Origin of the sequence: Zhongshania aliphaticivorans (assembly GCF_902705855.1) — a bacterium.
Taxonomy (GTDB): Bacteria; Pseudomonadota; Gammaproteobacteria; order Pseudomonadales; family Spongiibacteraceae; genus Spongiibacter; species Spongiibacter aliphaticivorans_B.
In genome coordinates, this window is the sequence record NZ_CACSIJ010000015.1 from 281,786 (window position 1) to 308,065 (window position 26,280).

Sequence of the window (26,280 nt, forward strand, 5' to 3'; positions counted from 1 at the left end):
TTAACCAACACCACCTATTAAATAATATGAAAGCAACCTAATGCTTTCTTGTCGTTTTACTGATCGACGCATCCGGCATTTCCGCGTCAAGAAAAGCTTGCCGATGACGCAAACGGTAGATATGTCGACACAAGCTAAACCACAATTTGACGGGATGAAACATCAAACGATGCCACAAATTTGGAGAATCTGAATGTACCGGCGGCCTCTTGGCAACACTCGTTTCATGCAACAGTTCAAAAGCCACATGGGGCTCAACGGCAAACACATTCAAGTCAAACAAAAAGAAATGATCAAAAACTTTATCCACTGGCTCATAAATACCGCAGCCATAATCTAAGAATTTTTTCATTCCTGTCCGGTTAAGCAAATATGCCTGTGCGCCTAATCCACCACGCTCTTGACGCACCAAACAGTGTTTATCAAATAAAGGCCCTAGCACTTTTCTTTTGCGAAGCTTTAAAGACATCAAGCGAACCATGTCCAAATCCTTTTCAAGCAACACCTTGAACACATCACCGAACAAAGATTCAATAACCACGTCATCCTCAAACAAACATGCGTACTCATAGCCCTCATCGTATGCCTGTTTCACCGCTCTAAAATGTGATAGATAGCAACCCAGCTCACTATTTGTTAAGCGCTTTCCGTGGCGAATCATCGCCAGTGTGTCGCGAAAGTACTCTCCTCGCTCCAAGGATGGTTCACCATCGCGGCCATCTACCGCATCAAATACATCCGCGTTTATACCTTGGGTCGTCAAATCGCTTATAAGCTTTTGCGTATTCTCCGCATCCTTATTTAGGCTTATAACTCGACATAAGTATTTTTTTTGCATACACCCTCAACCAAGCCTTGCCTGCCAAAACACCTAAGCTCAACGGGCGCTATTTAACTCAACATCAATAACAGCTTACAATATACCTACTCAAACACCAGCGGCAGCAGCCAAATTTACGTGATTAATCCACCACCCAGTACCGCAACATTCCATTTCACTCATATTCCTTCGCGACGCAAAACCAGCAGACAGTGTAACATTCAACAGACCGACGATAGAAAAAGCGCCACGGCTATCAATACAAGCCCAACACATAAGATCTGTAGACCGGACATCCAAGTAATGGAAATACATAACATACTAATCAACACACAAAATTTTCCACCGGAAGCCGGCGGCATACAAAACTATATGTATGAACTTGCCAAGGCTTTGCACAATATTGGCCACCACGTAAGTGTCATATGTGATGCCCCCACCATTGCGGGGCAGCAGGAATTCGATACCAGCCAAGCCTTTGTAATTAAAAGAATAAGCGGCCCCAAGCTAATTCGCCGTTATCGCAAAGCTCGGTGGATCGCAAAGCACCTAAACACCCACGACACTCTACTTATATGCGATAGCTGGAAAAGTATGGAGCTGCTAAGCCCTGAAAAATTCCGCAGCTTATGCTGTGTATGCATTGCTCATGGCATGGAATTTCCCACACAAACAAGCGAGAAGAAGAAAAACCGCATCACTAAAACGCTGTCTCAAGCAGACTTTATATTTGCGAATTCACAATTCACCGCACAACGTCTCCGCCCCTACACAGCAAGCGCTCTCCGAACCCACATTCTTCACCCCGGTGTCACGCCGCCACCAGCACCAAGCGCGAACGAGCTAACAAACGTTAGCAATTTATGTATGGCGCACTCCCCCATCCTGCTCACCGTTGGACGACTAGAAGCTCGCAAAGGCCAAGATAAAGTTATTGAGATTTTGCCAAAACTACTCAAAGACCACCCCAATCTACTCTATATGGTCGCCGGCACCGGCCCCCTACAAGAAAGTCTATCAGCGCGTACACAAGAGCTCGGCATAACAAATAACGTTAAATTTTGTGGCCGTGTAAGCGACGGAGAACGATCTGCACTGCTGCAAAAAGCAGACATCTTCACGATGCCATGCCGTGCAGTTGGCGACTCCGTTGAAGGCTTTGGCATTGTCTACATTGAAGCAGCTATGATGGGAGTTGCAAGCCTTGCCGGCCGCATTGGCGGCGCCGGCGACGCCGTTCTCGATGGTCGTACAGGAGTATTATGCGACGGCGACAGTGAACACGACATTTACCTAGGTATCAAAAAAATGCTCGCAGATAGTGCCGCATTAAAGGCGATGGGGCAGCAGGCCCAGCAAAGAGCTCAAGCCGAATTACAATGGGAGCAGATAGCACAAAAATTATTAACGCTCTGCACAAAAGATGATTAAGAGTTAACGCAGCCTCCGATGAGCTTACTAACTATTTCGCGGCGCAGGAATATCTGGCTCACCATTTTTCATTGGCAATCCATTTGGACCAGGATATTTGCCGTTTTTAATACTCTCAAAAAACTCGTCAATCCGCTCATCTAAATTTTTTACTTTGCGCCCAACCAAGTAACGACGCGCACGCCGAGGCAAAAACGGAAGCGCCGCAATGCCCGTTGCCCCCAAGCCATCAATAACGACCAGCCTATTGATGGATTCAACATCAGCCTCAAGGCGCTTCTCTACAACAATATTGTGAAGCAGTATTGATCGCGACGGCACCAAGTGGTCCATCCAGTGCTTTTTCAACATCTCAACTGCTTTTTTACATTCATCTGTATAACCGAAGTTCCAGAGATACAACATCAGCGACATGGATATATTGCCGTTATGATCAAGAATGAGTTCTGAGCAAATGCCTAAACCCAAATCTGTTTCAATCATGCCGTAGCCGCGACTAATATGATCAAAAACAGAGTCTGAATAATTCTGCTGAAAATCACGTAAGACTCTAAACTCTTCAGCATTGTCGTCGAAAACCGACAGCGGTAATAAGCTTTTCGGGAAGCCTTTTTTCCTACGATAATCTTCGAGTGTAAATTCTGGGCGGCGCACTTTAATGCATCTGTTAGAGTGGTCAGGGTGCACAAAGCAGAGTCGGTTTCCCCCACGAGAGAATGGACGCTCCGTCGATAATGTTAAGCTCACTGAGCAACCCCGTTACCAGCAATATTTTGAACCCAAACATAGTCGTGACTAAAAGGCATTTCCAAGCTAGCCTCTACAATAAATTGCGCGTACAACGTTGAATTAATTTCACGATGGAAAAAATCGCGGGTGCGCGAGGCCCAATGCTGCCGCTTAGCATCGTCACCCTGAAACTCGCGAATTTTTGCGAGCAAACTCGCCTCATCATCAAAATACACCGCCGACTCCGGCGGTAAAAGCTCGTCAAATCGCGGAGCACTGCTAGTAAATAGCAAGATACCGTTACCCGCCAACTGCGCCATCCGTGCAGAGGAATACCAGTAATCACCCTCTTGGCGATTCAAATTTAGGCCCATTTTTGTCTTAGCCAAAGCGCGATCATAATCGCGCCCCCATACCGGTGCCTCGCCAAAACTCCCGTAGGTCATAAAATTCATTTCGTCTTTTACTGCGTCTTTAATATTGCCGACCATCTCGAGCCGTTTGGTAAGATTTGTACTATTGCTACAAAACAGCAAATCAATTTCTAAATCCGTTTTCGTCGAGTTATCCAAGCACTCTACGGAGGCCTCAATAGGATTTGGCATATGATAAATACGCGCACCAAGGCCCTCAAACTGCTTTAATTCCTTTAAGCCAGTTGACACAAATACAGCATCAACAACAGCTGCTCTAGAGCGAATACGCTCTACATTGCTGGGAACAAAAAGGGGATCATTATTGCAATGGACGATAATCGTGGCGGGACGGCGGCGCTTAATTTCACTCAGAGTTTCATTGCTAATCGTATCGCAATGACCCGCAATCACTAGATCTGGCTCCATGGCATCAGCCATCTCAAGCAGGCGCTTATTCGCTTTGCCTACGCCTAAATCTCGAATACCAAACGGCGCCTCAAATGCGGCTACATCACGGTCACTAAAACTTTGCAGGTAGTGGTCGTTTTTTATTAATCCAAAACCTAATTTTTGCGCCCAACTTACTCGTGTCCGACCATAACGTCGTAACTGCTGGGTATCTACATGAAGTACTCTCATTAATTTTGCAACCGTAGCCAATAAATTCAGCAAGCCGAAGCACTCAATCTTACACTTGAGCTAAGCTAGCAACAAACATCAAGAGCCGCCGCTCCTATTCAGCCAATAGACGACGATAAACTGCCAAGGTGCTCGCCAGCTGACTACTTAAATAATAACTTTCCGGCAGTGTTAGCACCGCGTCAGCATCGATCACATCTGCCACCCTCGCCGCAAACCCCACAATATCATCGGGCACCACTAAGCCCAGAGGAAAACCCGCATTAAGCGACTCACTAGCACCACCTCGATCATAGGCCACTACCGGCGTGCCACTTGCCAAAGATTCTGGCACGGTGCGCCCAAAGGGCTCTTCTTTGTTTGACATATGGCAGGTCACCGACGCCAAGCCATAAAACTGCGCGATATCACTGCGGTGCCCCACAAATGTTACCGCCTCATCAAGACCGAGACTTGAGCGCATCACGAGCAACTCCTCAAAATAATGTTGTTTGCCTGGCTCGGCGTCGCCAACAACAACGCCATGACAATCCTGACGAAGCCGAATTAGGCGAGACATCATATCTAAAAAAGCTTCCTGTCCCTTCCAGCGCGTTAATCGACCCGGCATTAAAATAATGTGCTTATTTTGTAATTGCGGATATTGCTGAAATAGCTCAGCTTTCCATGTCGGTGTGCACGCATCGGGATTAAACGCAGCAGGATCTAAGCCGCGTGGGATTAAAGTAATACGGCGTTCATCTGCATAGTAATTCGTAGTGATATATTTTTTAACGCAGTCAGATATGGCAATAAGATGCTCTGCTTTCGCCATAACCGCACTGTAAAAATTTACCGAATACATACCATGAAACGTACTGACTAAGCGTGGCCGCGTGACGGGGTTCATCCGTCGCCACGCCAACCACACAATCCATGCCGGCGCTCGGGAACGCACGTGAACTACGTCTGCCGCCAAGGATTCTAACAGTCGCCGCATGGGGCGAACTTGCAGCAATGACCAAAGAGATTTTCGGTGAACAGGAAAGCCAATATGCTCACTGCCTTCAGCGACAAGGCTATCGACCATACGGCCGCCAGAGGAAATAACGACCGAAGTATGCCCACCCCGCACTAATTCACGCGCCAATTCAACGGTGCCACGCTCAACACCACCAGAATTCAATGCAGGCAAAACCTGCACTATTTTTAGTGGTCTTGCGGTGTTACTACTTAGCTTCTCTGCCTCAGGCATACATTGTCCAGAAGTAAATTTATAAGGGGCTGCTTACCAGCCCAAGCCACCAATCTGCAACGCGGTCTGCCTCCCACAAAGGATGAGCGGCAGGTGGTAGCGCCGTTGCTAGCGCGGCATTTTCAAACGCCGTTGCAAAACCACTACCTGCTAGTTGCGCCATACTCTTGGTAACGCGGGACTCACGCAATGGCTTCAAGCTTAACAATCCTGTCGGCGCGCCAGAGCTTACACTTTCGTAAACCATCGACACACTATCGCAGCTCACCCAAACCTGCCCTACCGCTGCCAAGGTATGCGGCAACCATCCCGACCCCGTATTTTTGTATGACAAGGTTTCAATATTTGCCAAATCCAAATCGGCCAATTCAGCTAGCAAGTCCGCAGGTGTACGCGGAGAGTCGGACACCAACCACTCACACTCAGGACTTGCAGCAGCAATACATTTTACCTGCTCAATAATAGCGGCATTATCCCAGCGAAAATGAGTATTTATACCACCCAATAAGATGAGTCCCCGCCCCTCGTTCCGTCCGTCGTAGTTTGGAACGATATGGTTAATCACCCCAAAGGTAGCGAGCACCGAATCACGCTCCGGCGGAGAATCGTGGAGCGGCATACATACCGCGTCAAAAAAACATAATGGCAGGGATGGTCGCATTAATAAAAATGCCTTCGCACCCAGCACCCACTTACACCACAACAACGGTAAATGCGTTTTGCTACCCGCAGAAAGCACCCAATCAGGTTTACTCTGAGATTGAAACTGCCTCAGCAAACTTTCGCTGCGAGAAAAACGAAACGGCTGCCGGGAAATATCTAACCAATGCAGCTCAAGCTCAGCTTTTGCCTGTAAACGCTCGATTAAACCGCGCAGCTGGTTCAAATGCCCCAAGCGGCCATCCGTAATTACCCAAACGCGCAGAACGCCCACTAGTAAAATCCAGCCTCGCCTTCTGGCCGAGTCTTAAAGCGACGATGAACCCACATATATTGCTCGGGGACCAAACGAATATTCTCCTCAAGAAGAACATTAATCGCACGAGCATCTGCGATTGGATCGCCGCTCGGGAAATTGTCCATCGGTATCATTTCTACTCGATACCGGCGCCCACTATCAAGCCGCTGCTGCTTAGCGTATACAACCCTCGCTCGGCCGCCCTTCGCCAAGGTGCTCGTGGCGATGGTTGTTGATGCAGAGACACCAAAAAAAGGAACGAACTCAGTCGATTTACGCCCGTAATCCTGATCTGGCAAATAATATAGACGCCGCCCGTCTCGAAGCCGCCTCAAGGCGCGCTTAATGTCACGCCGATGAATTGGCTCGCCATAACGCCCCCGCGAACGGCTAAGAATATACTCAAATACTGGGTTTTTATGTTTACGATAAAAAGAATCTGATGGATATTGAAAGCCAACCAGCGTGCCACACACGTCTAAGGTGGTGAAATGGGTGCCAATGACGATAATACCAGACTCCCCCTCTGCCACTTCAAGATGCTCCTTACCTAGCAACTCAAACTCAACACCTAACTTTTCAGGGGCAATAAACCACACTCTCAGGGTTTCCATTAAGCCCACACCCTGATTGCGCATAGTCTTTTTTACTAAGAGTGAATGCTCAGCCTCGCTCAACTCAGGAAAACATAGCTTCAAATTTACTTCGCAAATATGGCGCCGCGCCTTCGCAAAATAATAAAACACGTTACCTATTCCGGCGCCAAAGGCATAACTTAAGCTGCGCGGTAAATGCGCAAGCAGCCAAAGCAAGCCCAAACCAATCCAAGCAGGCCAGTGGTTTGGGTAAAGTAGTTGTCTCTCAATTGTCATCTGATTGCATTACACTATTGCTACATTTCTATGCTGGCGCTGCGCTTAAAGTTACACAGCAAAGGCCCGCATTGTACACTGTTTGCCACAGACGGTTAGCCGAGTAACTCGATCTACAGCCCTCACTGTCCGTTTCAAGAACTTTAGTTTTTTCTTTGTCCACGCGGAGATTCAAAAATCCATCATGATGAATAAACCAGGCCGTACCGGGCCAGCCCGCATTTTGGACGCATCAAAATATTCTCTCAAGGGTTTGCGCGCCGCGTGGCGACACGAAGAAGCATTTCGGCAAGAAAGTATGCTCGCGCTTATCATGGTGCCGGGCGCATTGTGGTTAGGCACCAACGCTAGCCAACGCTCTATTTTAATCGCCACCGTGGTTTTGGTCGTTATTGTCGAGCTCGTCAACTCCGCCATTGAGGCGGTAGTTGACCGCATAAGCACCGACCATCACCCCCTATCTGGTCAGGCGAAAGATATTGGCTCTGCCGCCGTTATGCTCAGCCTGCTGCTTTGCATCAGCTGCTGGGGAATGATTGCCGCGGAACGATTTTTATAAAATGGCGATTAGCGAATAATTAGCACGATAGGCTGGCTACGGGCTTGACAATAGTTCGTCAAACGTGAATAATTCCCGGCCTAAATTTTCAGCACTAGGTTTCAAGGAGTTATAAGGGTGGCGAATTCTCCACAAGCTAAAAAACGCGCACGTCAGGCGGAAAAAAGTCGTACGCATAACGCCAGCCTGCGCTCAATGGTACGTACGTACCTAAAGAAAGTATTGGCTGCAATTGCTTCTGGCGATCAAGAAGCGGCTAAAACTGCGTATGTATCTGCAGTTTCTGTTATCGACCGCATGGCCGACAAAGGCATTCTTCACAAGAACAAAGCAGCTCGTCATAAGAGCCGCCTAAACAGCAAGATCAAAGCAATGAGCGCAGCCGCTTAATTTACTGCTTTAGTTTTGCCGCATAAAAAAACCCGCTCATAGCGGGTTTTTTTTGTTGCGCGATTACTTTATAAATAATAACTCAGCCGCTCACCACCAAATTATCGCGATGAATCAACTCCGGCTCGCCAACAAAGCCCAATATCTCGACAATCTTACTACTGGACTGACCCAGTAATCGCCTAGCGTCATCAGCGCAGTAATTAACCAAGCCTCGCGCAACCTCATTACCCTGCCCATCAACACACTTAACAAGGTCACCACGGGAAAACTGCCCAACAACTGCCACTACCCCCACGGGTAACAAGCTACGGCCCTGCTGACGCAACACGCGCGCCGCGCCATCATCAACCTGCACGGTGCCGCGCAATTGCAACTGCCCAGCCAGCCACTTTTTCCGCGCCGTGATTGGCGGCTCCTTCGAGAGCAGCAAGGTACCCAAATCTTCGGCATCGAAAATCCGATCCAAAACCCGCTCCTCACGACCACCAACAATCACGGTATTCGCACCCGAGCGCGACGCCAAGCGCGCAGCACGCAACTTAGTCAACATACCACCCCGACCCAGTGAACCGGCTGCGCCGCCCACCATCACATCGAGCGCGCGATCTTCGACAGACGCCTCAGAAATTAATTTAGCATTGGGATTTGAACGGGGGTCTTCTTCAAACAAGCCACGCTGATCGGTCAAAATAACCAAGGTGTCAGCATCAATCAAATTGGCAACTAACGCCGCCAAGGTATCGTTATCGCCAAAGCGAATTTCATCGGTGACCACCGTGTCGTTTTCATTAACGACAGGCACCACACCCAACTCAAGCAAGGTCAGCAGCGTACCGCGCGCGTTTAAATAGCGATCCCGCGCCGAAATATCATCGTGACCCAACAAGATTTGCGCCGTTTTTAATCCATGGGTACTAAAGCGCGTCTCATAGGCATGAACCAGGCCCATTTGCCCCACCGCCGCTGCCGCCTGCAATTTATGCAAATTATCAGGGCGCTCGCGCCAACCTAAGCGCGTCATACCCTCAGCAACCGCACCAGATGACACCAACACAACCTCGCGACCCGACGCCCGCAGCGCAGCAAGCTGCGCAACCCAGGCATCCAAGCCTTCGGCGTAAAGACCTCGGCCGTCGTTTGTTAACAAGGCCGAACCAATCTTTACTACAACACGCTTACAGGCTTTTAGCCCCCGCCTATTCTCAGACAAGATCACTTCACCTCAAGGCCGATAGACCACTTCAACATCATGCTCATCATCTTCATCATCGTCATAATCATCGGTATCACCCGCCGCACGACGCTCTGAGCGACGCTGATCGGCCAAGGCCTGAATACGCTCACGAGCCTCAGCCTGCATTGCATCCTGAATATCACGCTCGCGATCCGCCGCCTCGCTATCGGTAGCCAACAACTCTGCCTGCGCCTCGACAAACTGCAATATATCCCGGCACAGCGCCTTAGTATTCTCACCCGTTAAAGCCGACACCCGATATACCGGCCCCGTCCAGCCCAGCGCATCCACCACAGCTTGGCAGCGCGCCTCGCGCTCGTCATGAGGAAGCATGTCCAACTTATTCAGTACTAACCAGCGCTCGCGCCCAGCCAAGGTTGGACTAAAACGCGACAACTCTTTGGAGATAATCGCAACCGACTCCTGCGGCGTAACACCATCATACGGCGCCATATCGACCAAGTGCAGGAGCAAGCGCGTGCGCGTTAAATGCTTGAGGAAGCGAATCCCCAAACCAGCGCCATCAGAAGCACCCTCGACCAAACCGGGAATATCCGCCAATACAAAGCTGCGATACTGCTCTACGCGCACCACACCTAAATTAGGCACCAAGGTGGTAAACGGATAATCCGCCACCTTGGGCTTGGCCGCAGACACCGCGCGAATAAAGGTAGATTTACCGGCATTAGGCATACCCAGCAAACCCACATCTGCCAACACCTTCAGCTCTAGACGCAGATTTCGAACTTCGCCATCACTACCGCGAGTAAACTGTCTAGGAGAGCGATTAGTGCTGGATTTAAAGCGGGTATTACCCAGCCCATGGAAACCACCCTGAACCACCTTAAGCGTGTCATCAGCGGCGACCAAATCCCCCAGCACTTCCAAGGTATCTTCATCGACGACCGTGGTACCTACCGGCACATTCAGGATTAAATCCTCAGCACTTCTGCCACGGCAATTAGCGCCCCGCCCCGGCTCGCCAACGCGTGCGTTGTACGCCTTCACAAAACGGAAATCAACCAAGGTATTCATCGACGCCTCAGCCCGCAGAATGACACTGCCGCCATCCCCGCCATCACCACCATCTGGCCCACCCCAGGGTATAAATTTTTCGCGACGAAAACTCATGCAGCCATTGCCACCTCGCCCCGCCTCAACCCTGATAACCGCCTCATCAACAAACTTCATGACTATGCCAACCTAAAAAAGGAATATGCTTAAAACCTATCTACAGAAACAAAAAAGCCCCGTCAACAGACGAGGCTTTAAACGTCACGAAGAGGGCTTAGGCCGCAACAATACTAATGTATTTGCGACTCTTTGGACCTTTAACTTCAAACTTAACCACACCGTCTGCCTTGGCAAACAAAGTATGGTCGGTGCCACAACCTACGTTTTCACCAGCGTGAAAGCGTGTGCCGCGCTGACGAACAATAATGCTGCCCGCGCTAACCAATTGACCACCAAAACGTTTTACACCAAGACGCTTACTCTGCGAGTCGCGTCCGTTACGAGTACTACCACCAGCTTTCTTGTGAGCCATGAGTCTCTCCTAATTCCTTAAGCACTGATACCAGTGATTTTCACTTCGGTGAACCACTGACGGTGACCAGCTTGCTTCATGCTGTGCTTCCGACGGCGAAACTTAACAATCTTCACCTTGGCGTGACGACCTTGCGAAATAACTTCCGCAGTCACTTTGCCACCTTCAACATAAGGTGCGCCAATCTTTAGTTCTTCACCGGCCTTAACCATCAACACTTTGTCAAAGGTTACGCTTTCGCCAGTGGCAACTTCAATTTTTTCTAGCTTGAGGGTTTCACCCTCAACCACACGGTGCTGCTTACCACCACTTTCAATAACTGCGTACATGGGCATAATCTCCAAGAGCCTGCTTGCAATAATTTGTTTCGGCCGAGCGTGTTGTGCTACCGCACTCCACACCGGGACAAGTCCAGGCACCGTCACCACCACTTAACCATTAAGGGGCCGCACGGTTTTGCTTTCAGGGGCGCGAATTGTACGCAGTTTCCCAAAAATAAACAACACCCGAAAAACCTACTACTGCAGAAACCTTGACAGCTCGCAGCTTCGCTCATACGATGCCAACCGACTCCGCCAGACGTATTAGCGTAACCATGCAACAGATCCGCCAGATCGTTGGCAGCGAATTTGCTGCAGTCAACGACTTCATCATAGAACAACTGCACTCCAAAGTGCCCCTCGTAGAAAATATCGGCCACTATATTGTCGATGCGGGAGGCAAGCGCCTGCGCCCACTGCTGACGCTTTTATGCGCTGGCGCTATCGGCAAAGCTGAACGGCAACACATCCAGCTGGCCGCTGTCATCGAGTTTATTCACACCGCCACCTTGCTGCATGACGACGTGGTCGACATTTCAGCACTGCGCCGCGGCCGCCCCACGGCCAATGCCAACTGGGGGAACGCACCCAGCGTTCTGGTCGGCGATTTTTTGTACTCCCGCGCATTTCAAATTCTGGTTGAGATTGGCAGCCTGCCACTGATGGGGCTTTTATCTGGCACCACCAATACGGTTGCTGAAGGAGAGGTGTTACAACTGAGCCGAGCCGGCAATGCCGACACCGATGAAGCCACCTATTTCGACGTTATTCGCAGCAAAACCGCCGTGCTTTTTGGCGCTGCCTGCGAAGGCGCGGCAATTATCAGCGACGCCAAACAACACCAAAAGTCGCTATACGACTACGGCCTAAACCTAGGCATCGCATTCCAACTGATAGACGACATTCTCGACTACGAAGGCGACCCTGAGGAAACAGGCAAAAACATCGGCGACGACCTTGCCGAGGGCAAACCCACCCTGCCACTCATTTACGTTTTACAAAACGGCAGCGCACAGCAACAAGAATTAGTGCGCCACGCCATCAGCAATAAAACCGCAGAGCAGCTCGACGCCATCGTAAACGCCGTTACCACTAGCGGTGCACTGGCATACTGTCGACAATCGGCGGAACACTACACGCAGGCCGCACTAAATGCACTTACACCCCTTAATGACTCTCCTTACCACTCAGCCCTAGAGCGACTCACCACTATTGCACTCTCTCGCCGCAGCTAAATTACGTAGCGGATTACAATCCCCTCCCGAAGCCGCTACAATTTAAGCTATTCTCGCCGGGACGGAACACACCCGCTGCGCTAAACAGATATTCAAAAGGACATGCTGTGAGTAGTACATCAGACTGCGGAACAACCTCTCCTTACGGCATTAATACAAGATCAACCCTCTTGACCCTTGCGCAGCGCAGCGTTTCCACACCACTAAGCCAACGCTTTCAAGATGACCCAACGCGCGCCGAGCGCTACAGCGCAGATATCGGCCCACTATTCGTTGACTACTCTAAACACCACATCGACAGCAATATACTCGACACACTCTGCACACTTGCGCGAAATCGCGGAGTCGCCCCCCAACTCGCCGCATTAAGGGCCGGTGCGCACCTCAACAATACCGAAAACCGCGCAACCAATTACCCCAGCCTTCGCCTCTGGGCCAGCAAGCAACAAAGTGGCGATAGCACGATTGACTCGATGTATTCGAATATGGCCGCACTGGTCAATGATATCCACGACGGTAAATTGCGCGGACAAACCGACAAGGTATTCACCGACCTAGTCAACATTGGCATCGGCGGCTCGGATTTCGGCCCGCGCCTGATCTGTGACGCACTCTCTAATCAGGGCGAACCACTGCTAAAAACTCACTTCGCCGCCAATATCGACCCTAGCGTCATTAGCGAAATTCTCGCCACTGTACCAGCGGAAACCACGCTATTTATTGTCGCCTCAAAGTCGTTTGGCACCCAAGAAACCCGCAGCAATGCCACCACCGCCCGCAGATGGTTATGTAGCGAACTCAAATGCGATGACGTCGACCAACATTTTGTTGCCGTCACCTCAAAACCAGAATCAGCAAAAACCTTCGGCATCAGAGAAGATTTAATTATTAGCGTCCCGGAGTGGGTTGGCGGACGATTCTCGGTGTGGTCCGGCTTTGGATTAGCCGTCGCGCTGTCTGCTGGAATGGAAAATTTCCGTGCTTTTTTACACGGCGGTTACGAAGTCGACCAATACGTCGAGCACAGCCCTCTTGAATCTAATGCCCCCATTATTTTAGGCCTACTCGACGTTTGGTATCGCAATGCCTGGGGTATTAGTTCACAAGCGGTATTGCCTTACGAACATCGCCTTAAATTACTGCCAATTTACCTGCAGCAATTATTCATGGAAAGTGCCGGTAAATCAGTAAGTAGCACCGGTGAAATATTACAGCACGGCACCGGCGGTGTTATTTGGGGAACCGAGGGCACCAACGGCCAACACTCCTTTCACCAACTTTTGCATCAAGGCAGTGATACCATTCCCTGCGACTTTATTGCCTGCCTGCACACCTACAACCCCATTGGCGAACAACACCAAAATCTAATCGCCAACTGCTTCAGCCAAAGCCTAGTGTTAATGCAAGGCCAAAGCGCCCCTGAAATTGAAAGAGCCTTAATCAGCAATGGAATGGCTACTGCCGACGCAAAGCGATTAGCGCAGCATAAAGCGATACTCGGCAACAGGCCCAGCACCACTATCCTGATGGATCAACTTACCCCAAAAGCCCTTGGCGCGTTAATCGCTCTCTATGAATACCGCTTATTTGCGGCGAGCTTTGTCTGGGGAATAAACCCCTTCGATCAATGGGGCGTGGAACTCGGCAAGCAAATCAGCCAAACTCTTATGGGCGCACTATCTGGCAACGAAGCCCCTGAGCTAGATAGCTCAACCGCACAATTGATTGCACGCTATAAACAGGCACAACAGGCGTAATCACCAAAGCACACCCGAAAAAAAAGCGCCCGCAGGCGCTTTATCTAAGAAAACCAAGCCTTATAGCATCGCTAATAGCTCAGCCGTTTTTGCCTCCATCAAAGCAAAATCACCGTCGCTTTCAACATTCAAACGCACTACCGGCTCAGTATTCGACATCCGAACGTTAAAACGCCAACCTTCAAAACTCATGCTTAAACCGTCGGTAAAATCTACGGCTGCAGCCTGCGGCTTATACTTGGCTTCGATCTTAGCGATCACCACTTTAGCATCGTCAACTTCGCGGTTAATTTCACCACTGCAAGGGAATAGCGCAACACGCTCTTCAACCAGCGACGACAAACTCGCCGATTTAACCGACATTAACTGGGTCACTAATAACCACGGAATCATACCGCTATCGCAATAGGCAAAATCACGGAAATAGTGGTGGGCACTCATCTCGCCGCCGTATACCGCATTTTCAATACGCATACGCTCTTTGATAAACGCATGACCGGTTTTGCACTGCACCGCCTTACCACCCGCCTCTTCAACGATAGCAATGGTATTCCAGGTTAAGCGCGGGTCATGAACAATATTCGCACCCGGGTTTTTCAGCAAAAACGCTTCTGCCAATAAACCAACAACGTAATAGCCCTCAATAAAGTCGCCGGTTTCATCAAAGAAGAAACAGCGATCAAAGTCGCCATCCCAAGCCACGCCCAAATCTGCGCCATGTGCTTTAATCGCATCGATACTTGGCTGACGATTTTCCACCAATAGCGGATTAGGCACACCGTTAGGAAAATTACCATCGGCCTCGTGATGCACTCTAATAAATTCAAAGGGCAGATACTGCTCCAATAAATCTACCACGCGACCCGCGCCACCGTTGCCTGCATTCACCACAATTTTGAGTGGCTTAAGTGCAGCAACATCCACATAACCCAGCAAATGTTCAACATAGGCTGCAGAGGTGTCTAAAGATTGTAAACTGCCACGCTCACTAGGCGCGGCGAAATTATTTTGCTCAGCCAATTTTTTAATATCGAAAAGACCGGTATCACCACTGATTGGCTTAGACTCTTCGCGCACAAATTTCATGCCGTTGTAGTCTTTGGGGTTGTGGCTCGCCGTTACAGCAATCCCACCATCCATGCCAGCATGAGCGGTGGCAAAATAAATCTCTTCGGTGCCGCACAAGCCGATGTCATACACATCCACACCGGAGTCACGCAAACCATTGGTCAGTGCCGCTTTTATGGCCTCACTGCTCAAGCGAATATCATGACCAACGACAACCTTTTTGGGCTGAATAACTTCAGCAAACGCTCGCCCAATACGGTAGGCAATATCTTCATTTAACTGATCGGGAATACGGCCTCGAACATCGTAAGCTTTAAAGCACGTTAACTCAGTTACGCTCACGCTGAACCCTCGGAATAAATATTTTCGTAGACGTAATTAGTTGCCTCGATAAAGCCCGGCACACTACCGCAGTCAAAACGCTTGCCACGGAATTTATACGCCAATACACAGCCATTTTGGGCCTGAGTCATCAAGGCATCAGTCAACTGCACTTCACCGTTCTTACCGGGCGGAGTATCACGCAAAATATCGAAAATATCGGGAGTCAAAATATAGCGGCCGATAACAGCCATATTAGTAGGCGCCTCTTCCGGCTTCGGCTTTTCTACCATTGAGCTTACACGATAGAGGCCGTCACCCATCTCTTCACCGGCAATGACACCATATTTTTCAATGTCTTCCATCGGTACTTCTTGGATGGCAACAATGCTGCAGCGGAACTGGTTATATAACTTCACCATCTGCGCCATGACGCCTTCGTCATCATGATTGAGACACAAATCGTCAGACAAGATAACCCCAAAAGCCTCATCACCAATCAGGCACTCACCAGTTAGAATCGCATGCCCCAAACCCTTCATTTGACGCTGACGGGTCATCATGAACGTGCCCTTATCAAGCACATTGCGGATACCGTCTAAGTAACGCTCTTTGCCAGTACCTGCAATCTGACTCTCCAACTCATAGCTGATATCAAAATGATCAGCTATAGCACGCTTACCGCGCCCCGTTACCAATGCAATCTCTTTTAACCCAGCATTTATCGCCTCTTCCACACCGTACTGCACCAATGGTTTGTTCACGATAGGTAACATTTCTTTGGGCATAGATTTTGTAGCGGGCAAAAAGCGCGTGCCATAACCGGCAACAGGGAACAAACATTTTCTAATCATGAGGTTTCCTTTTACTAATCCAGACAAAGGCCTAGCCTCGCCCAGCAAATAAGGCAAAGTGACATCATTCTCCCTATAGCGTGCCTACTTAGCAAGAAGAGCTCCTTTGACTGTGTATTCATTACAAGAACATGACAGCAATGTTCACGCCAATGTTGACATTTTTATGTGCCATCTAAATCCTTCGTGCTAAGATGGCCGCAACATTTTCAAACTGATAATTCTGTCTCATGTCTTTAATTCATCAAAATAGCTTCACCAAACAAGAACTCATCGATTGCGGGAACGGTAAGCTCTTCGGCCCCGGCAATCCTAAACTCCCTGTTGACAAGATGCTGATGGTAGACCGCATTACTCATATCAGCACCGAAGGGGGCACTTACAATAAGGGCGTGCTAGTTGCTGAATTAGACATTAATCCTGAGCTTTGGTTTTTTGACTGTCACTTTATTGGCGACCCCGTTATGCCAGGTTGCCTAGGCCTTGATGCCATGTGGCAACTCGTCGGTTTCTATTTAGGCTGGCGTGGCAATAGCGGCAAAGGTCGCGCACTAGGTTCTGGGGAAGTAAAGTTCACCGGCCAAGTTTTACCCGACGCCAAGCTCGTCACCTACACCCTCAATTACAAACGCCTCATTGAACGCAAATTGGTACTCGGCATTGCCGACGGCGAAGTTGCTGTAGACGGTAAAGTGATCTACACCGCAAAAGACCTGCGTGTTGGCTTGTTTAAAGACGACGCTAGCTTCGAGTAATATTTCCCACTATTCCATTTAATAAATTCATCACAAGACATAAGACGAGGTATTCGATGAAACGTGTTGTCGTAACCGGCATGGGGATTGTTTCCAGCATCGGCAATAATCTGACCGAGGTATTAAGTTCGCTACAGGAAGGTAAATCCGGTATTGCGTTTAACGAAACCTACAAAGAAATGGGCTTTCGTAGCCATGTTTCTGGCTCGATTAAAAACCTTGATCTAAAAGAACTTATTGACCGGAAACAATTTCGCTTCATGGGCGATGCAGCAGCCTACGCCTTCTTGTCTATGCAAGAGGCAATTGCTGATTCAGGCTTAGAAGATGATCAAGTAAGCAATGTACGCACCGGTATTATCGCCGGCTCTGGCGGCGCATCGTCGGCTAACTTGATCGACTCCGCAGACACCTTGCGTGAGCGCGGCGTCAAGCGCATCGGGCCCTATCGCGTCACCCAAACCATGGGCAGCACAGTATCCGCATGCCTTGCCACGCCATTCAAAATCAAGGGCGTGAACTACTCAATCTCGTCTGCCTGTGCTACTAGCGCGCATTGTATTGGCAATGCCATGGAGCTAATTCAGCTCGGCAAGCAAGACGTAGTCTTTGCCGGTGGTGGCGAAGAAGAGCATTGGTCTTTGAGCTGTCTGTTTGACGCTATGGGAGCACTGTCTACCAAGTATAACGACACCCCAGAAAGCGCATCACGCCCCTACGACGCCAACCGAGACGGCTTTGTTATTGCTGGCGGCGCAGGCATGATCGTGCTTGAAGAGCTAGAACATGCTAAAGCACGTGGCGCAAAAATATACGGTGAGTTAGTTGGCTACGGCGCCACCTCTGACGGCTATGACATGGTAGCGCCAAGCGGCGAAGGCGCAGCACGCTGCATGCTTCAAGCATTAGCTGGCGTAGACAGCGACGTTGATTACATCAACTCTCACGGCACCTCTACCCCCGCAGGTGATATGCAGGAACTCAAGGCAGTCAAGCAAGCCTACGAAGGCAAAAAGATCCCAGCGATTGGTTCGACTAAATCTCTAGCTGGTCACTCGCTTGGCGCAACTGGTGTTCAAGAAGCGATCTTTTCGCTATTGATGATGAAGCACAACTTTATTGCCGCATCAGCCAACATTAGCACGCTAGATGATGAAGCAGCAGGCGTACCCATTGTGACGACCAAGCAAGAAAACGTCACACTGAATACGGTTATGTCTAATAGTTTCGGCTTTGGCGGCACTAATGCCAGCCTAGTATTTAAGCGCTATACGGCTTAAATACGCTATGCGCTTGCGGTGGCTGATGTCACCGCAAGCGCAATCAACTCCTAGCTCAAATCCCGCAAAAATATTATTTCGACGCCATCGCCACGCTGCAAAGTCACGCCAATCGGTATAACCGCCAAAGCGTTACACCATGACACCGACGTCAAGGCACCAGAGCTCTGCTGCGGATGAATATCGACCTGCAAACCAGTTGCACTCGGCATCACTCGCGCCCGCAAATACTCCTGCCGGCTACCCGCTTTAGGCCACTCAAAATTAGCAACTGCAGGCCACTGCGGCACTAGAGGTTCAGCTACCCCCTGCATGGCCAGTAAATACGGCCGAACCAATAGACCGAAAGTCACAAAACTCGACACCGGATTCCCTGGCAAACCAAAAAATGGCACCTTACTCAGCTTACCGTAGGCGAGGGGCTTGCCAGGCTTTATCGCCAACTTCCAGAACTGCAATTCACCCAGCGCCTCAACCTGCGCCTTAACGTGATCTTCTTCACCAACCGACACACCACCACTACTTATCACCACATCGGCGCTATCACGCGCGAGTAACAATGCTGCCTTAGTCGCCGCAGGGGAATCGGCCACAATCCCTAAATCAACGACCTCGCAACCCAATGCACGGATCATCGCCGCCAACATAGGACGATTAGAGTTGTAAATTTGTCCTTCGCCAAGCTCCTCGCCAGGCTCTCGCAATTCATCACCCGTAGACATTAACGCCACTTTGATGACTTTAGAAACCGCAATCTGCGAAACACCCAGAGATGCCAACAAGCCCAAATCGGCGGCTTGCAACCTATGCCCTGCCGCCAACAAACGCTGCCCAAACGAGATATCTTGCCCACAGGGACGAATGTGCTGACCTTTATTCACAGCCGCATTTACGGTTACCGCACCACCACTGGTTTCGCAGTCTTCCTGCGCGACAACAGTGTCAGCGTCCTGAGGAATAAATGCCCCCGTAAAAATTCGCGCTGCGGTCCTCGGCTGCAAGGCTTCGCCAATCACACCGGCTGGAATACGCTGACTTATCGGTATTGGCCGACCCATCTGCAGATCGCAATAACGAAAAGCATAGCCATCCATCGCACTGTTATCGGCTGGCGGCACATTACTAGCAGCGATGACATCCTCGGCCAATACCGCGCCCAACGAGTGCACCAAATCCCGAAATTCATGGCCCCATTTTGGCGCATCCGCCAACAGATAGTGCAGAACATCATCAACCGAACGCAAAGCCACCTCTAAAACCCCGTACTCTGACGAGTCTTTAACACGCCAACAAAATTACAGGGCCGATGCCGGCTATCAAGCTGCTCACAAATGATGCCATTCCAAGCAGTCTTGCAGGCCCCCGTGGACCCCGGCACGCAAAAAATCACCGTATTATTTGCCAAGCCTGCCAATGCTCTGGACTGGATAGTAGATGAGCCTATCTCCTGCAAAGACACAGACCGGAACACTTCGCCAAAGCCATCAATTTGCTTATCGAATAACACCGACACCGCCTCAGGGGTAGAATCCCGCCCCGAAAACCCCGTACCCCCGGTCACCACTATGGCCTGAATGCTTTCACGATAAATCCACTCAGACATCACCGCACGGATTTGGTAAATATCATCTTTCACTATCTGCTTATCGACAAGCTTATGACCGGAAGCCTTAAGCGCATCGACCAAATAATGGCCCGAGGTATCACTACTCTCATCCCGTGTGTCAGATACCGTTAGTACCGCAACACCCAGCGGAACGAAAACGCTCTCACTACTCATTTACTCACACCCTCGCATATCGCCCGCACCATCCGCGGCAAGTACGCTCGCCACGGTAATTGTTTAATACCGAAGTCCTGCAAAAGTTGATCGCAAGACAGTACCGGAACCTTAGGTATCCAAGTAATACCGGCGTCTGCCGCGGCAATATCTGCAACCGGAGCGACAAATTGCGATGCAAACGCACAAACCACCTCAGCAAATTCATAGGCGCTTGCGGCACCACTACTATTGTAATGATAAATCCCGCGACATGGCGCTCCGCAACTTAGTTGATCTAACATGCCCGACACCACTCTAGCGAGATCTGAAACAGGCGTGGGGCACCCCATCAACGCGTCATTCAGGGTCAGCACATTACCGTCCCGCATGGTCACGAGGCAATCACCTAAAAAATTACCCTCTTGAGCAGCAATTAAAGGACCGGTACGCAACACCAAACCCTGCCCCGCAACACCAATAACTAGGCGCTCAAACTCCGCCAACTGCTTCCCCGCCAAACTAAAAGCAGCAGTGTCTTCATCTTCGCTGCAGTCATGAAGTTGCTCCGTATTTGCGTCAAATACACGACCATCGCTTAAGAATATATACGGCGTATCCATTTCACGACAGGCCTGCAACAAACGCCTGCGCTCGCCTAGCAACTGCTCATGCAACTCCGGCTCAACACCGTCGCAAGATTGAAAACAAACTAGCGCGTCGCCATCAACCACAATCGCATTACGCAGCAGCGTTGTATCAAAGCTTGGCAAATCTTCGTTTGACAAAATAACCAAGGGCCGCTCCCGCAAATGTAATTGATTGCGGATTGAGTCACTCAGGGCGCTGGAGCGAGAAATTAAAACTACATTCACAGAAACATTCACACTTTATAAAGAAGGCTTGTAGCGAAAGCATTAACTGCTACACGCGCCTAGGTAAAATGAAGCAGACTGAAGGCCATCAACATTACTCAAAGCCCACAGCATCCGCAAGGCATTCGGACGGCATTACGCAAAGCCAATAAAAAACGCCCTACTATTAATAGGGCGCTTCGCATTTATACACTAGTACTTGGCATTCATTCAGAACGGAATATCATCATCAAAATCATCAAAGCCACCCGCTGGCGGTGCGCTCTGCTGAGGTGCTTGATTCTGCCGTGGCTGAGATTGCGGTTGTGGCGATGGCGCACGACGCGGTGCTTGCGCCTGAGCTGGCGCCGAGTATCCGCCACTTTCATAATTGTTATCGCCACCTGCACCACCGCGACCGTCTAGCATTTGCATCTCTGCTGCAACGATTTCGGTAGTATATTGGTCAACGCCATCTTTGTTCTGCCACTTACGAGTACGCAAAGAACCTTCAACGTAAACCTTAGAACCTTTCTTTAAATACTCACCGGCGATTTCTGCAAGACGATTAAAAAACACAACGCGGTGCCACTCAGTGCGCTCTTGTGGCTGCCCGCTCTGCTTGTCTTTCCACGTTTCACTGGTCGCAATAGTAACATTCGTCACCGCCCCGCCCGATGGCATATAACGGGTTTCAGGATCCTGGCCTAAATTCCCAACCAGAATTACTTTATTCACTCCACGCGCCATGCGCCACCTCCTATTATTTCTATCACCGCGAACGGATACGTCGCAAAGGATTAACTATACCGGATTCCGACGCTATTAGCTGCCTAGCCGTATGCCATCTGGCAAGGAAGCAGGATCGAAGTTCGGACTCACTCGCAAGTAGGCCAATTGCTCACTTTCTAATACTGTTATATCAAAAGTCCCCGGCAAACCCAGCACTTCACGACGCAAGCTCGTCGCATCCCACACACCAAACTGCCAATTCAAAACTAAATTTTCAGTTTTTTCAGGTACGGTCATTCCCCAAGCTACCAACAGCCAAATCCCAGCAAGAACCGCCGCACCAACAAATAGTGCCGACACACCCCAGCGGCCGAACAAGCCTCCGCCAAGAGCACCACCACAAAATGCGCCAAAAAATTGGAAGGTAGAATAAACGCCCATTGCCGTACCCTTACCACCCGGATAAACCATCTTACTTACCAGCGATGGCAGAGACGCCTCCAGTAAATTAAAGGCCACAAAAAACACCGTGATCATTAAAATCAAATACCAATAATCTTGGGCTAACCAAGTAGCCACGAACAACACAATTATTATTGCGCTGATCGCTGATAAAAATACCCGCTTCATGCCGTTATATTTTTCAGCATAAATAATTAGTGGCACCATGCCTATAAACGCAATGACCATTACCGGTAGATACATTTTCCAGTGATCAGTACGCAGGAGGCCCTGATCCTCTAGCAAGCTCGGCACTGCAACAAATATTGCCATCAGCATTGCATGCAAGGAAAAAATACCAAGATTCAAGCGCATTAAATTACTGTCTCGCAAGCAGCGCCCCAGCAAACCCTGTAGCGACTGACTATTTGCGTCCACACCACCAATGTCAGGTGTTGGCACCAACCACAAAGTAATAAATACACCAATCACCGCCAGCAGTGACGTCAGTAAAAAAAGCCCCGACACTCCGACAGCGGCCGCCACCAAAGGCCCTAGCACCATCGCTACCGCAAACGACACGCCGATACTCATACCAATCGCGGCCATCGCCTTAGTCCGATGCTGCTCCCGCGTTAAATCTGCTAACAATGCGGTCAGGGTGCTCGCGATAGCCCCCGTACCCTGTAGCAAGCGGCCAACGATAACCGCAATTATATTGTCGGCACTCGCCGCAACAAGCCCGCCTGCCGCGAATAATAATAAGCCTGAAATAATGACTGGCTTCCGGCCAATCCGGTCCGACAACATCCCCAGCGGAACCTGCAACGCAGCCTGCCCCAAACCGTAAATACCCAAGGCAAGACCTACCAGCATTGGCGTACTGTGGTTATATTCACCCGCGTACAAGCTTAATACCGGCAGCAACATAAATAAGCCAAGCATACGAAACGCGTACAATGTCGCGAGTGAAGCGACGGATCGACGCTCGGCTGCGCTCATCGTGTGATGATTCAAAGATGGGTACCTAAAACAAGAAGATATAGTGCTTGATTCTAACAGCTAAACCGCACATGAAAAACCGCTAGGCGATTTCGCAAGCTTATTTTGCGCCGCCCTCCACCGCCACCGTATAATGCCTGGTTTACCACGCTGGGGAATACTATGGATCGGATTATCGTTCGCGGTGCCCGCACCCACAATTTAAAAAACATTGATCTCGACATCCCCCGCGACAAACTGGTTGTCATCACTGGCTTGTCTGGCTCAGGGAAATCCTCTCTCGCTTTCGACACACTTTATGCCGAAGGCCAACGCCGCTATGTAGAATCGCTCTCCACCTACGCGCGGCAATTTTTATCCATGATGGAAAAACCCGACGTCGATCACATAGAGGGCCTGTCCCCCGCTATTTCAATTGAACAAAAGTCGACCTCCCACAACCCGCGCTCCACTGTCGGCACTATCACTGAAATATACGATTACCTGCGCCTACTATTTGCGCGTGCGGGTGAGCCCCGCTGCCCAGATCACAACACCGCGCTGTCGGCACAAACCGTTAGCCAAATGGTAGACACCGTCCTCGGATTGCCCGAAGGCAGCAAAATGATGTTGTTGGCGCCAGTCATCCAAAACCGCAAAGGCGAGCATTTACATACTTTTGAAAAATTGCGCAGCCAAGGATTTGTACGAGCGCGTATCAACGGCATCGTTACTGACCTCGACGACCTACCTAGTTTAGACAAAAATAAAAAGCATTCGATAGAGGTCGTTGTAGATCGCTTTAAGGTTCGCGAAGATATCGGGCAACGCCTAGCTGAATCTTTCGAAACGGCACTAGAATTAACTGACGGCGTCGCGCGGGTTGCCGACATGGATGACAGCAGCGTCGCAGAGCTCGTGTTCTCCTCTAAATTTGCCTGCCCCCACTGCGGTTACAGTCTTGCCGAACTTGAGCCTCGCCTATTTTCCTTCAATAGCCCCCTTGGTGCCTGTGGTAGCTGCGACGGCCTAGGTGTAAAGCAATTTTTCGACGCCAGTCGAATCATCCAACATCCAGAGGCAAGCCTGTCCACAGGTGCTATTCGCGGCTGGGATCGTCGCAGCGTTTACTATTTCCATATGCTAACGTCGCTAGCCGAGCACTATGGCTTCGATGTAGACGCACCATTTGAGTCGCTAACAGAAGAACACCGCAACAAAATTTTATTTGGTAGCGACGGCGAAGAAGTTAGCTTTACGTACATCAACGACCGCGGAGACAACTTCCAACGCAAACACCCCTTTGAGGGCGTTATTCCAAATATGGATCGGAGATACAAAGATACCGAATCACAAACCGTTCGCGATGAATTAAGTAAATTTTTAAATTCTCAACCCTGCCCCGACTGCCGCGGTACGCGTTTGAGAAAAGAAGCCCGCAATGTCTTTATTTTAGATAGCACACTCCCACAAATTTCCGCAATGCCAGTGGGTGCCGCAAGGGAATATTTCACCACATTAAAGCTAGAAGGGCGACAGGCCCAAATCGCCGAAAAAATACTTAAAGAAATTAACGATCGACTACGCTTCTTAGTAGATGTGGGCCTGAATTATCTAACCTTAGATCGCAGCGCAGACACATTATCTGGCGGTGAAGCACAGAGAATTAGACTTGCCAGCCAAATCGGCGCAGGACTCGTCGGCGTAATGTATATTCTTGATGAACCATCTATAGGACTCCATCAGCGAGATAACGAGCGTCTGCTAAAAACACTTAGACATCTTCGCGACATCGGCAATACGGTCATAGTTGTTGAACATGATGAGGACGCGATACGAACCGCAGATCATATTATCGATATCGGCCCCGGCGCAGGTGTTCACGGCGGTCGAATAATAGCTCAAGGTAAAATTGAAGATATATTAAATAGCGAAGAATCACTGACCGGCCAATATCTCTCGGGTAAAAAGTCCATTGCCATTCCTGAAAAACGGCATCCAGTCGACCCTAAAAAATTATTAAAAATTAAGGCTGCAAACGGAAACAACTTACAGAATGTCGACCTCAGTATCCCTCTTGGCTTAATGACCTGCGTAACCGGGGTATCAGGCTCTGGCAAATCAACCCTCATAAACCACACATTATACCCTTTAGCCGCCACCGAGCTTAATGGCGCGACCACATTAACAGCGGCCAAGCATGAGTCTATAAGCGGACTAAACCACGTCGACAAGTGTATCGACATTGACCAAAGCCCAATTGGTAGAACACCTCGCTCCAATCCCGCTACGTATACTGGAATATTCACCCCCATCAGAGAATTATTCGCCGGCACTCAAGAAGCACGCTCACGCGGATATAAGGTTGGCCGATTCAGCTTTAACGTCAAAGGCGGCCGCTGCGAAGCATGCCAAGGCGACGGCGTCACAAAGGTAGAAATGCACTTCTTGCCCGATATTTATGTCGCCTGTGAAGTATGTAAAAGCCAACGCTACAATCGCGAAACACTAGAAATCACCTACAAAGGCAAAAATATTCACGAAGTTTTAGAAATGACCATTGAAGATGCCAACGGCTTTTTTGAAAACGTACCAAGTATCAGTAAAAAGCTACAAACATTAATGGATGTGGGTTTGAGCTATATACGCTTAGGACAAGCCGCCACAACCCTATCTGGCGGCGAAGCGCAGCGAGTAAAACTCGCTCGAGAACTATCCAAACGCGACACCGGAAAAACACTTTATATTCTTGACGAACCTACTACAGGCCTTCATTTTGAAGACATTCAGCTTCTTCTAACGGTACTGCATAGACTCAGAGATCACGGCAATACCGTGGTGGTTATCGAGCACAATCTAGACGTTATAAAAACCGCAGACTGGATAGTAGATCTAGGCCCGGAAGGCGGTAGCGGCGGCGGACTGATTATTGCTGAAGGAACACCAGAAGACGTTGCAACAATGCCGCAATCTCACACTGGTCATTTTCTTGCAGACGTATTAAAACTCGATACTGCAAGAAAATCAGCAATGGGAGGTTAAGTCCTCCCCGTTAGCCCCACTCAAAATTTAGGCAAAAAAAAGCCGGCTTA

At 49.6% G+C, this 26,280-nt stretch carries 25 protein-coding genes; 8 read left to right on the top strand and 17 right to left on the bottom strand.

The window, feature by feature from the left end:
- Positions 1-37: 37 nt before the first annotated feature.
- Positions 38-838 carry a glycosyltransferase family 25 protein gene (locus GVJ32_RS15380; RefSeq protein ID WP_159240965.1) on the bottom strand — a complete coding sequence of 267 codons (801 nt, stop codon included), beginning with the start codon at positions 836-838 and terminating at the stop codon, positions 38-40.
- Positions 839-1,123: 285 nt separating this feature from the next.
- Between GVJ32_RS15380 and GVJ32_RS15385 the strand changes: the two genes are divergently transcribed.
- Positions 1,124-2,251 carry a glycosyltransferase family 4 protein gene (locus GVJ32_RS15385; protein WP_159240966.1) on the top strand — a complete coding sequence of 376 codons (1,128 nt, stop codon included), beginning with the start codon at positions 1,124-1,126 and terminating at the stop codon, positions 2,249-2,251.
- Positions 2,252-2,278: 27 nt separating this feature from the next.
- Here the strand turns inward: GVJ32_RS15385 and GVJ32_RS15390 are convergent, their stop codons facing one another.
- The 5 genes from GVJ32_RS15390 to lpxL form a co-directional block, all read right to left on the bottom strand.
- Positions 2,279-2,998, bottom strand: coding sequence for a YrbL family protein (locus GVJ32_RS15390; RefSeq protein ID WP_159240967.1), 720 nt, complete (start codon positions 2,996-2,998; stop codon positions 2,279-2,281).
- Complete coding sequence (locus GVJ32_RS15395; protein WP_159240968.1) at positions 2,995-4,035, bottom strand: glycosyltransferase; 1,041 nt, start codon at positions 4,033-4,035, stop codon at positions 2,995-2,997. The genes GVJ32_RS15390 and GVJ32_RS15395 overlap by 4 nt, the downstream gene beginning before the upstream one ends.
- Positions 4,036-4,129: 94 nt before the next feature.
- Complete coding sequence (locus GVJ32_RS15400) at positions 4,130-5,269, bottom strand: glycosyltransferase family 4 protein (protein ID WP_159240969.1); 1,140 nt, start codon at positions 5,267-5,269, stop codon at positions 4,130-4,132.
- A 19-nt stretch (positions 5,270-5,288) separates the two neighbouring features.
- Positions 5,289-6,203, bottom strand: a complete 915-nt coding sequence (locus GVJ32_RS15405) for a mitochondrial fission ELM1 family protein (RefSeq protein ID WP_159240970.1) — start codon at positions 6,201-6,203, stop codon at positions 5,289-5,291.
- Entirely contained in the window at positions 6,203-7,099 is an 897-nt protein-coding gene (lpxL, locus tag GVJ32_RS15410; RefSeq protein WP_159240971.1) for an LpxL/LpxP family Kdo(2)-lipid IV(A) lauroyl/palmitoleoyl acyltransferase, read from the bottom strand. The genes GVJ32_RS15405 and lpxL overlap by 1 nt, the downstream gene beginning before the upstream one ends.
- 184 nt (positions 7,100-7,283) lie before the next feature.
- Here lpxL and GVJ32_RS15415 point away from each other — a divergent pair, with 184 nt between their 5' ends.
- Together GVJ32_RS15415 and rpsT are read left to right on the top strand one after the other, a co-directional pair.
- A complete protein-coding gene (locus GVJ32_RS15415) occupies positions 7,284-7,658 on the top strand; it encodes a diacylglycerol kinase (protein ID WP_235035169.1) in 375 nt (124 codons plus the stop codon).
- Positions 7,659-7,775: 117 nt separating this feature from the next.
- Positions 7,776-8,048: a 30S ribosomal protein S20 gene (gene rpsT / locus GVJ32_RS15420; RefSeq protein WP_159240972.1), complete on the top strand. Its 273-nt coding sequence runs from the start codon at positions 7,776-7,778 to the stop codon at positions 8,046-8,048.
- Positions 8,049-8,130: 82 nt separating this feature from the next.
- On the opposite strand, the gene proB is transcribed toward rpsT, so the two are convergent.
- The 4 genes from proB to rplU form a co-directional block, all read right to left on the bottom strand.
- Entirely contained in the window at positions 8,131-9,261 is a 1,131-nt protein-coding gene (proB, locus tag GVJ32_RS15425) for a glutamate 5-kinase (RefSeq protein ID WP_159240973.1), read from the bottom strand.
- Positions 9,262-9,273: 12 nt separating this feature from the next.
- Positions 9,274-10,476 carry an Obg family GTPase CgtA gene (cgtA, locus tag GVJ32_RS15430; RefSeq protein WP_159240974.1) on the bottom strand — a complete coding sequence of 401 codons (1,203 nt, stop codon included), beginning with the start codon at positions 10,474-10,476 and terminating at the stop codon, positions 9,274-9,276.
- A 97-nt stretch (positions 10,477-10,573) separates the two neighbouring features.
- A complete protein-coding gene (gene rpmA, locus GVJ32_RS15435; protein WP_159240975.1) occupies positions 10,574-10,831 on the bottom strand; it encodes a 50S ribosomal protein L27 in 258 nt (85 codons plus the stop codon).
- 17 nt (positions 10,832-10,848) lie between these two features.
- Entirely contained in the window at positions 10,849-11,160 is a 312-nt protein-coding gene (gene rplU, locus GVJ32_RS15440; RefSeq protein ID WP_103684221.1) for a 50S ribosomal protein L21, read from the bottom strand.
- 266 nt (positions 11,161-11,426) lie between these two features.
- On the opposite strand from rplU, the gene GVJ32_RS15445 reads away from it, so the two are divergent.
- Positions 11,427-12,386: a polyprenyl synthetase family protein gene (locus GVJ32_RS15445; protein ID WP_159240976.1), complete on the top strand. Its 960-nt coding sequence runs from the start codon at positions 11,427-11,429 to the stop codon at positions 12,384-12,386.
- A gap of 107 nt (positions 12,387-12,493) precedes the next feature.
- The gene (gene pgi, locus GVJ32_RS15450) at positions 12,494-14,143 is read left to right on the top strand and encodes a glucose-6-phosphate isomerase (RefSeq protein ID WP_159240977.1); all 1,650 of its coding nucleotides are present in this window, start codon (positions 12,494-12,496) and stop codon (positions 14,141-14,143) included.
- Between the two features lie 60 nt (positions 14,144-14,203).
- Here the strand turns inward: pgi and GVJ32_RS15455 are convergent, their stop codons facing one another.
- Together GVJ32_RS15455 and galU are read right to left on the bottom strand one after the other, a co-directional pair.
- Positions 14,204-15,553, bottom strand: coding sequence for a phosphomannomutase (locus GVJ32_RS15455; RefSeq protein WP_159240978.1), 1,350 nt, complete (start codon positions 15,551-15,553; stop codon positions 14,204-14,206).
- Positions 15,550-16,386 (bottom strand): UTP--glucose-1-phosphate uridylyltransferase GalU, encoded by an 837-nt coding sequence (gene galU / locus GVJ32_RS15460; RefSeq protein WP_159240979.1) that lies wholly within the window; start codon positions 16,384-16,386, stop codon positions 15,550-15,552. Before galU ends, GVJ32_RS15455 begins: the two co-directional genes overlap by 4 nt.
- Positions 16,387-16,616: 230 nt before the next feature.
- Between galU and fabA the strand changes: the two genes are divergently transcribed.
- Together fabA and fabB are read left to right on the top strand one after the other, a co-directional pair.
- On the top strand, positions 16,617-17,141 hold the full coding sequence (fabA, locus tag GVJ32_RS15465) for a 3-hydroxyacyl-[acyl-carrier-protein] dehydratase FabA (protein ID WP_200841444.1): 525 nt from the start codon (positions 16,617-16,619) through the stop codon (positions 17,139-17,141).
- 56 nt (positions 17,142-17,197) lie between these two features.
- On the top strand, positions 17,198-18,421 hold the full coding sequence (fabB, locus tag GVJ32_RS15470) for a beta-ketoacyl-ACP synthase I (RefSeq protein ID WP_159240980.1): 1,224 nt from the start codon (positions 17,198-17,200) through the stop codon (positions 18,419-18,421).
- 50 nt (positions 18,422-18,471) lie between these two features.
- Here the strand turns inward: fabB and GVJ32_RS15475 are convergent, their stop codons facing one another.
- The 5 genes from GVJ32_RS15475 to GVJ32_RS15495 form a co-directional block, all read right to left on the bottom strand.
- Positions 18,472-19,671, bottom strand: coding sequence for a molybdopterin molybdotransferase MoeA (locus tag GVJ32_RS15475; protein WP_159240981.1), 1,200 nt, complete (start codon positions 19,669-19,671; stop codon positions 18,472-18,474).
- A 2-nt stretch (positions 19,672-19,673) separates the two neighbouring features.
- Entirely contained in the window at positions 19,674-20,201 is a 528-nt protein-coding gene (gene moaB, locus GVJ32_RS15480) for a molybdenum cofactor biosynthesis protein B (protein ID WP_159240982.1), read from the bottom strand.
- Positions 20,198-21,055: a sugar nucleotide-binding protein gene (locus GVJ32_RS15485; RefSeq protein WP_159240983.1), complete on the bottom strand. Its 858-nt coding sequence runs from the start codon at positions 21,053-21,055 to the stop codon at positions 20,198-20,200. The genes moaB and GVJ32_RS15485 overlap by 4 nt, the downstream gene beginning before the upstream one ends.
- A gap of 210 nt (positions 21,056-21,265) precedes the next feature.
- A complete protein-coding gene (gene ssb, locus GVJ32_RS15490; RefSeq protein ID WP_159240984.1) occupies positions 21,266-21,784 on the bottom strand; it encodes a single-stranded DNA-binding protein in 519 nt (172 codons plus the stop codon).
- Between the two features lie 75 nt (positions 21,785-21,859).
- Positions 21,860-23,224: an MFS transporter gene (locus GVJ32_RS15495; RefSeq protein WP_235035171.1), complete on the bottom strand. Its 1,365-nt coding sequence runs from the start codon at positions 23,222-23,224 to the stop codon at positions 21,860-21,862.
- A gap of 147 nt (positions 23,225-23,371) precedes the next feature.
- Between GVJ32_RS15495 and uvrA the strand changes: the two genes are divergently transcribed.
- Positions 23,372-26,230, top strand: coding sequence for an excinuclease ABC subunit UvrA (gene uvrA, locus GVJ32_RS15500; RefSeq protein ID WP_159240985.1), 2,859 nt, complete (start codon positions 23,372-23,374; stop codon positions 26,228-26,230).
- The last annotated feature ends 50 nt before the right edge of the window (positions 26,231-26,280 follow it).

What these genes read in the sequence shown, in the direction of transcription:
- GVJ32_RS15380 (WP_159240965.1), bottom strand. Translation starts at nt 838, where the DNA reads ATGCAAAAAAAATACTTATGTCGAGTTATAAGCCTAAATAAGGATGCG.
- GVJ32_RS15385 (WP_159240966.1), top strand. Translation starts at nt 1,124, where the DNA reads ATGGAAATACATAACATACTAATCAACACACAAAATTTTCCACCGGAA.
- GVJ32_RS15395 (WP_159240968.1), bottom strand. Translation starts at nt 4,035, where the DNA reads ATGAGAGTACTTCATGTAGATACCCAGCAGTTACGACGTTATGGTCGG.
- GVJ32_RS15400 (WP_159240969.1), bottom strand. Translation starts at nt 5,269, where the DNA reads ATGCCTGAGGCAGAGAAGCTAAGTAGTAACACCGCAAGACCACTAAAA.
- lpxL (WP_159240971.1), bottom strand. Translation starts at nt 7,099, where the DNA reads ATGACAATTGAGAGACAACTACTTTACCCAAACCACTGGCCTGCTTGG.
- GVJ32_RS15415 (WP_235035169.1), top strand. Translation starts at nt 7,284, where the DNA reads ATGATGAATAAACCAGGCCGTACCGGGCCAGCCCGCATTTTGGACGCA.
- cgtA (WP_159240974.1), bottom strand. Translation starts at nt 10,476, where the DNA reads ATGAAGTTTGTTGATGAGGCGGTTATCAGGGTTGAGGCGGGGCGAGGT.
- rpmA (WP_159240975.1), bottom strand. Translation starts at nt 10,831, where the DNA reads ATGGCTCACAAGAAAGCTGGTGGTAGTACTCGTAACGGACGCGACTCG.
- rplU (WP_103684221.1), bottom strand. Translation starts at nt 11,160, where the DNA reads ATGTACGCAGTTATTGAAAGTGGTGGTAAGCAGCACCGTGTGGTTGAG.
- GVJ32_RS15445 (WP_159240976.1), top strand. Translation starts at nt 11,427, where the DNA reads ATGCAACAGATCCGCCAGATCGTTGGCAGCGAATTTGCTGCAGTCAAC.
- galU (WP_159240979.1), bottom strand. Translation starts at nt 16,386, where the DNA reads ATGATTAGAAAATGTTTGTTCCCTGTTGCCGGTTATGGCACGCGCTTT.
- fabA (WP_200841444.1), top strand. Translation starts at nt 16,617, where the DNA reads ATGTCTTTAATTCATCAAAATAGCTTCACCAAACAAGAACTCATCGAT.
- fabB (WP_159240980.1), top strand. Translation starts at nt 17,198, where the DNA reads ATGAAACGTGTTGTCGTAACCGGCATGGGGATTGTTTCCAGCATCGGC.
- moaB (WP_159240982.1), bottom strand. Translation starts at nt 20,201, where the DNA reads ATGAGTAGTGAGAGCGTTTTCGTTCCGCTGGGTGTTGCGGTACTAACG.
- ssb (WP_159240984.1), bottom strand. Translation starts at nt 21,784, where the DNA reads ATGGCGCGTGGAGTGAATAAAGTAATTCTGGTTGGGAATTTAGGCCAG.
- uvrA (WP_159240985.1), top strand. Translation starts at nt 23,372, where the DNA reads ATGGATCGGATTATCGTTCGCGGTGCCCGCACCCACAATTTAAAAAAC.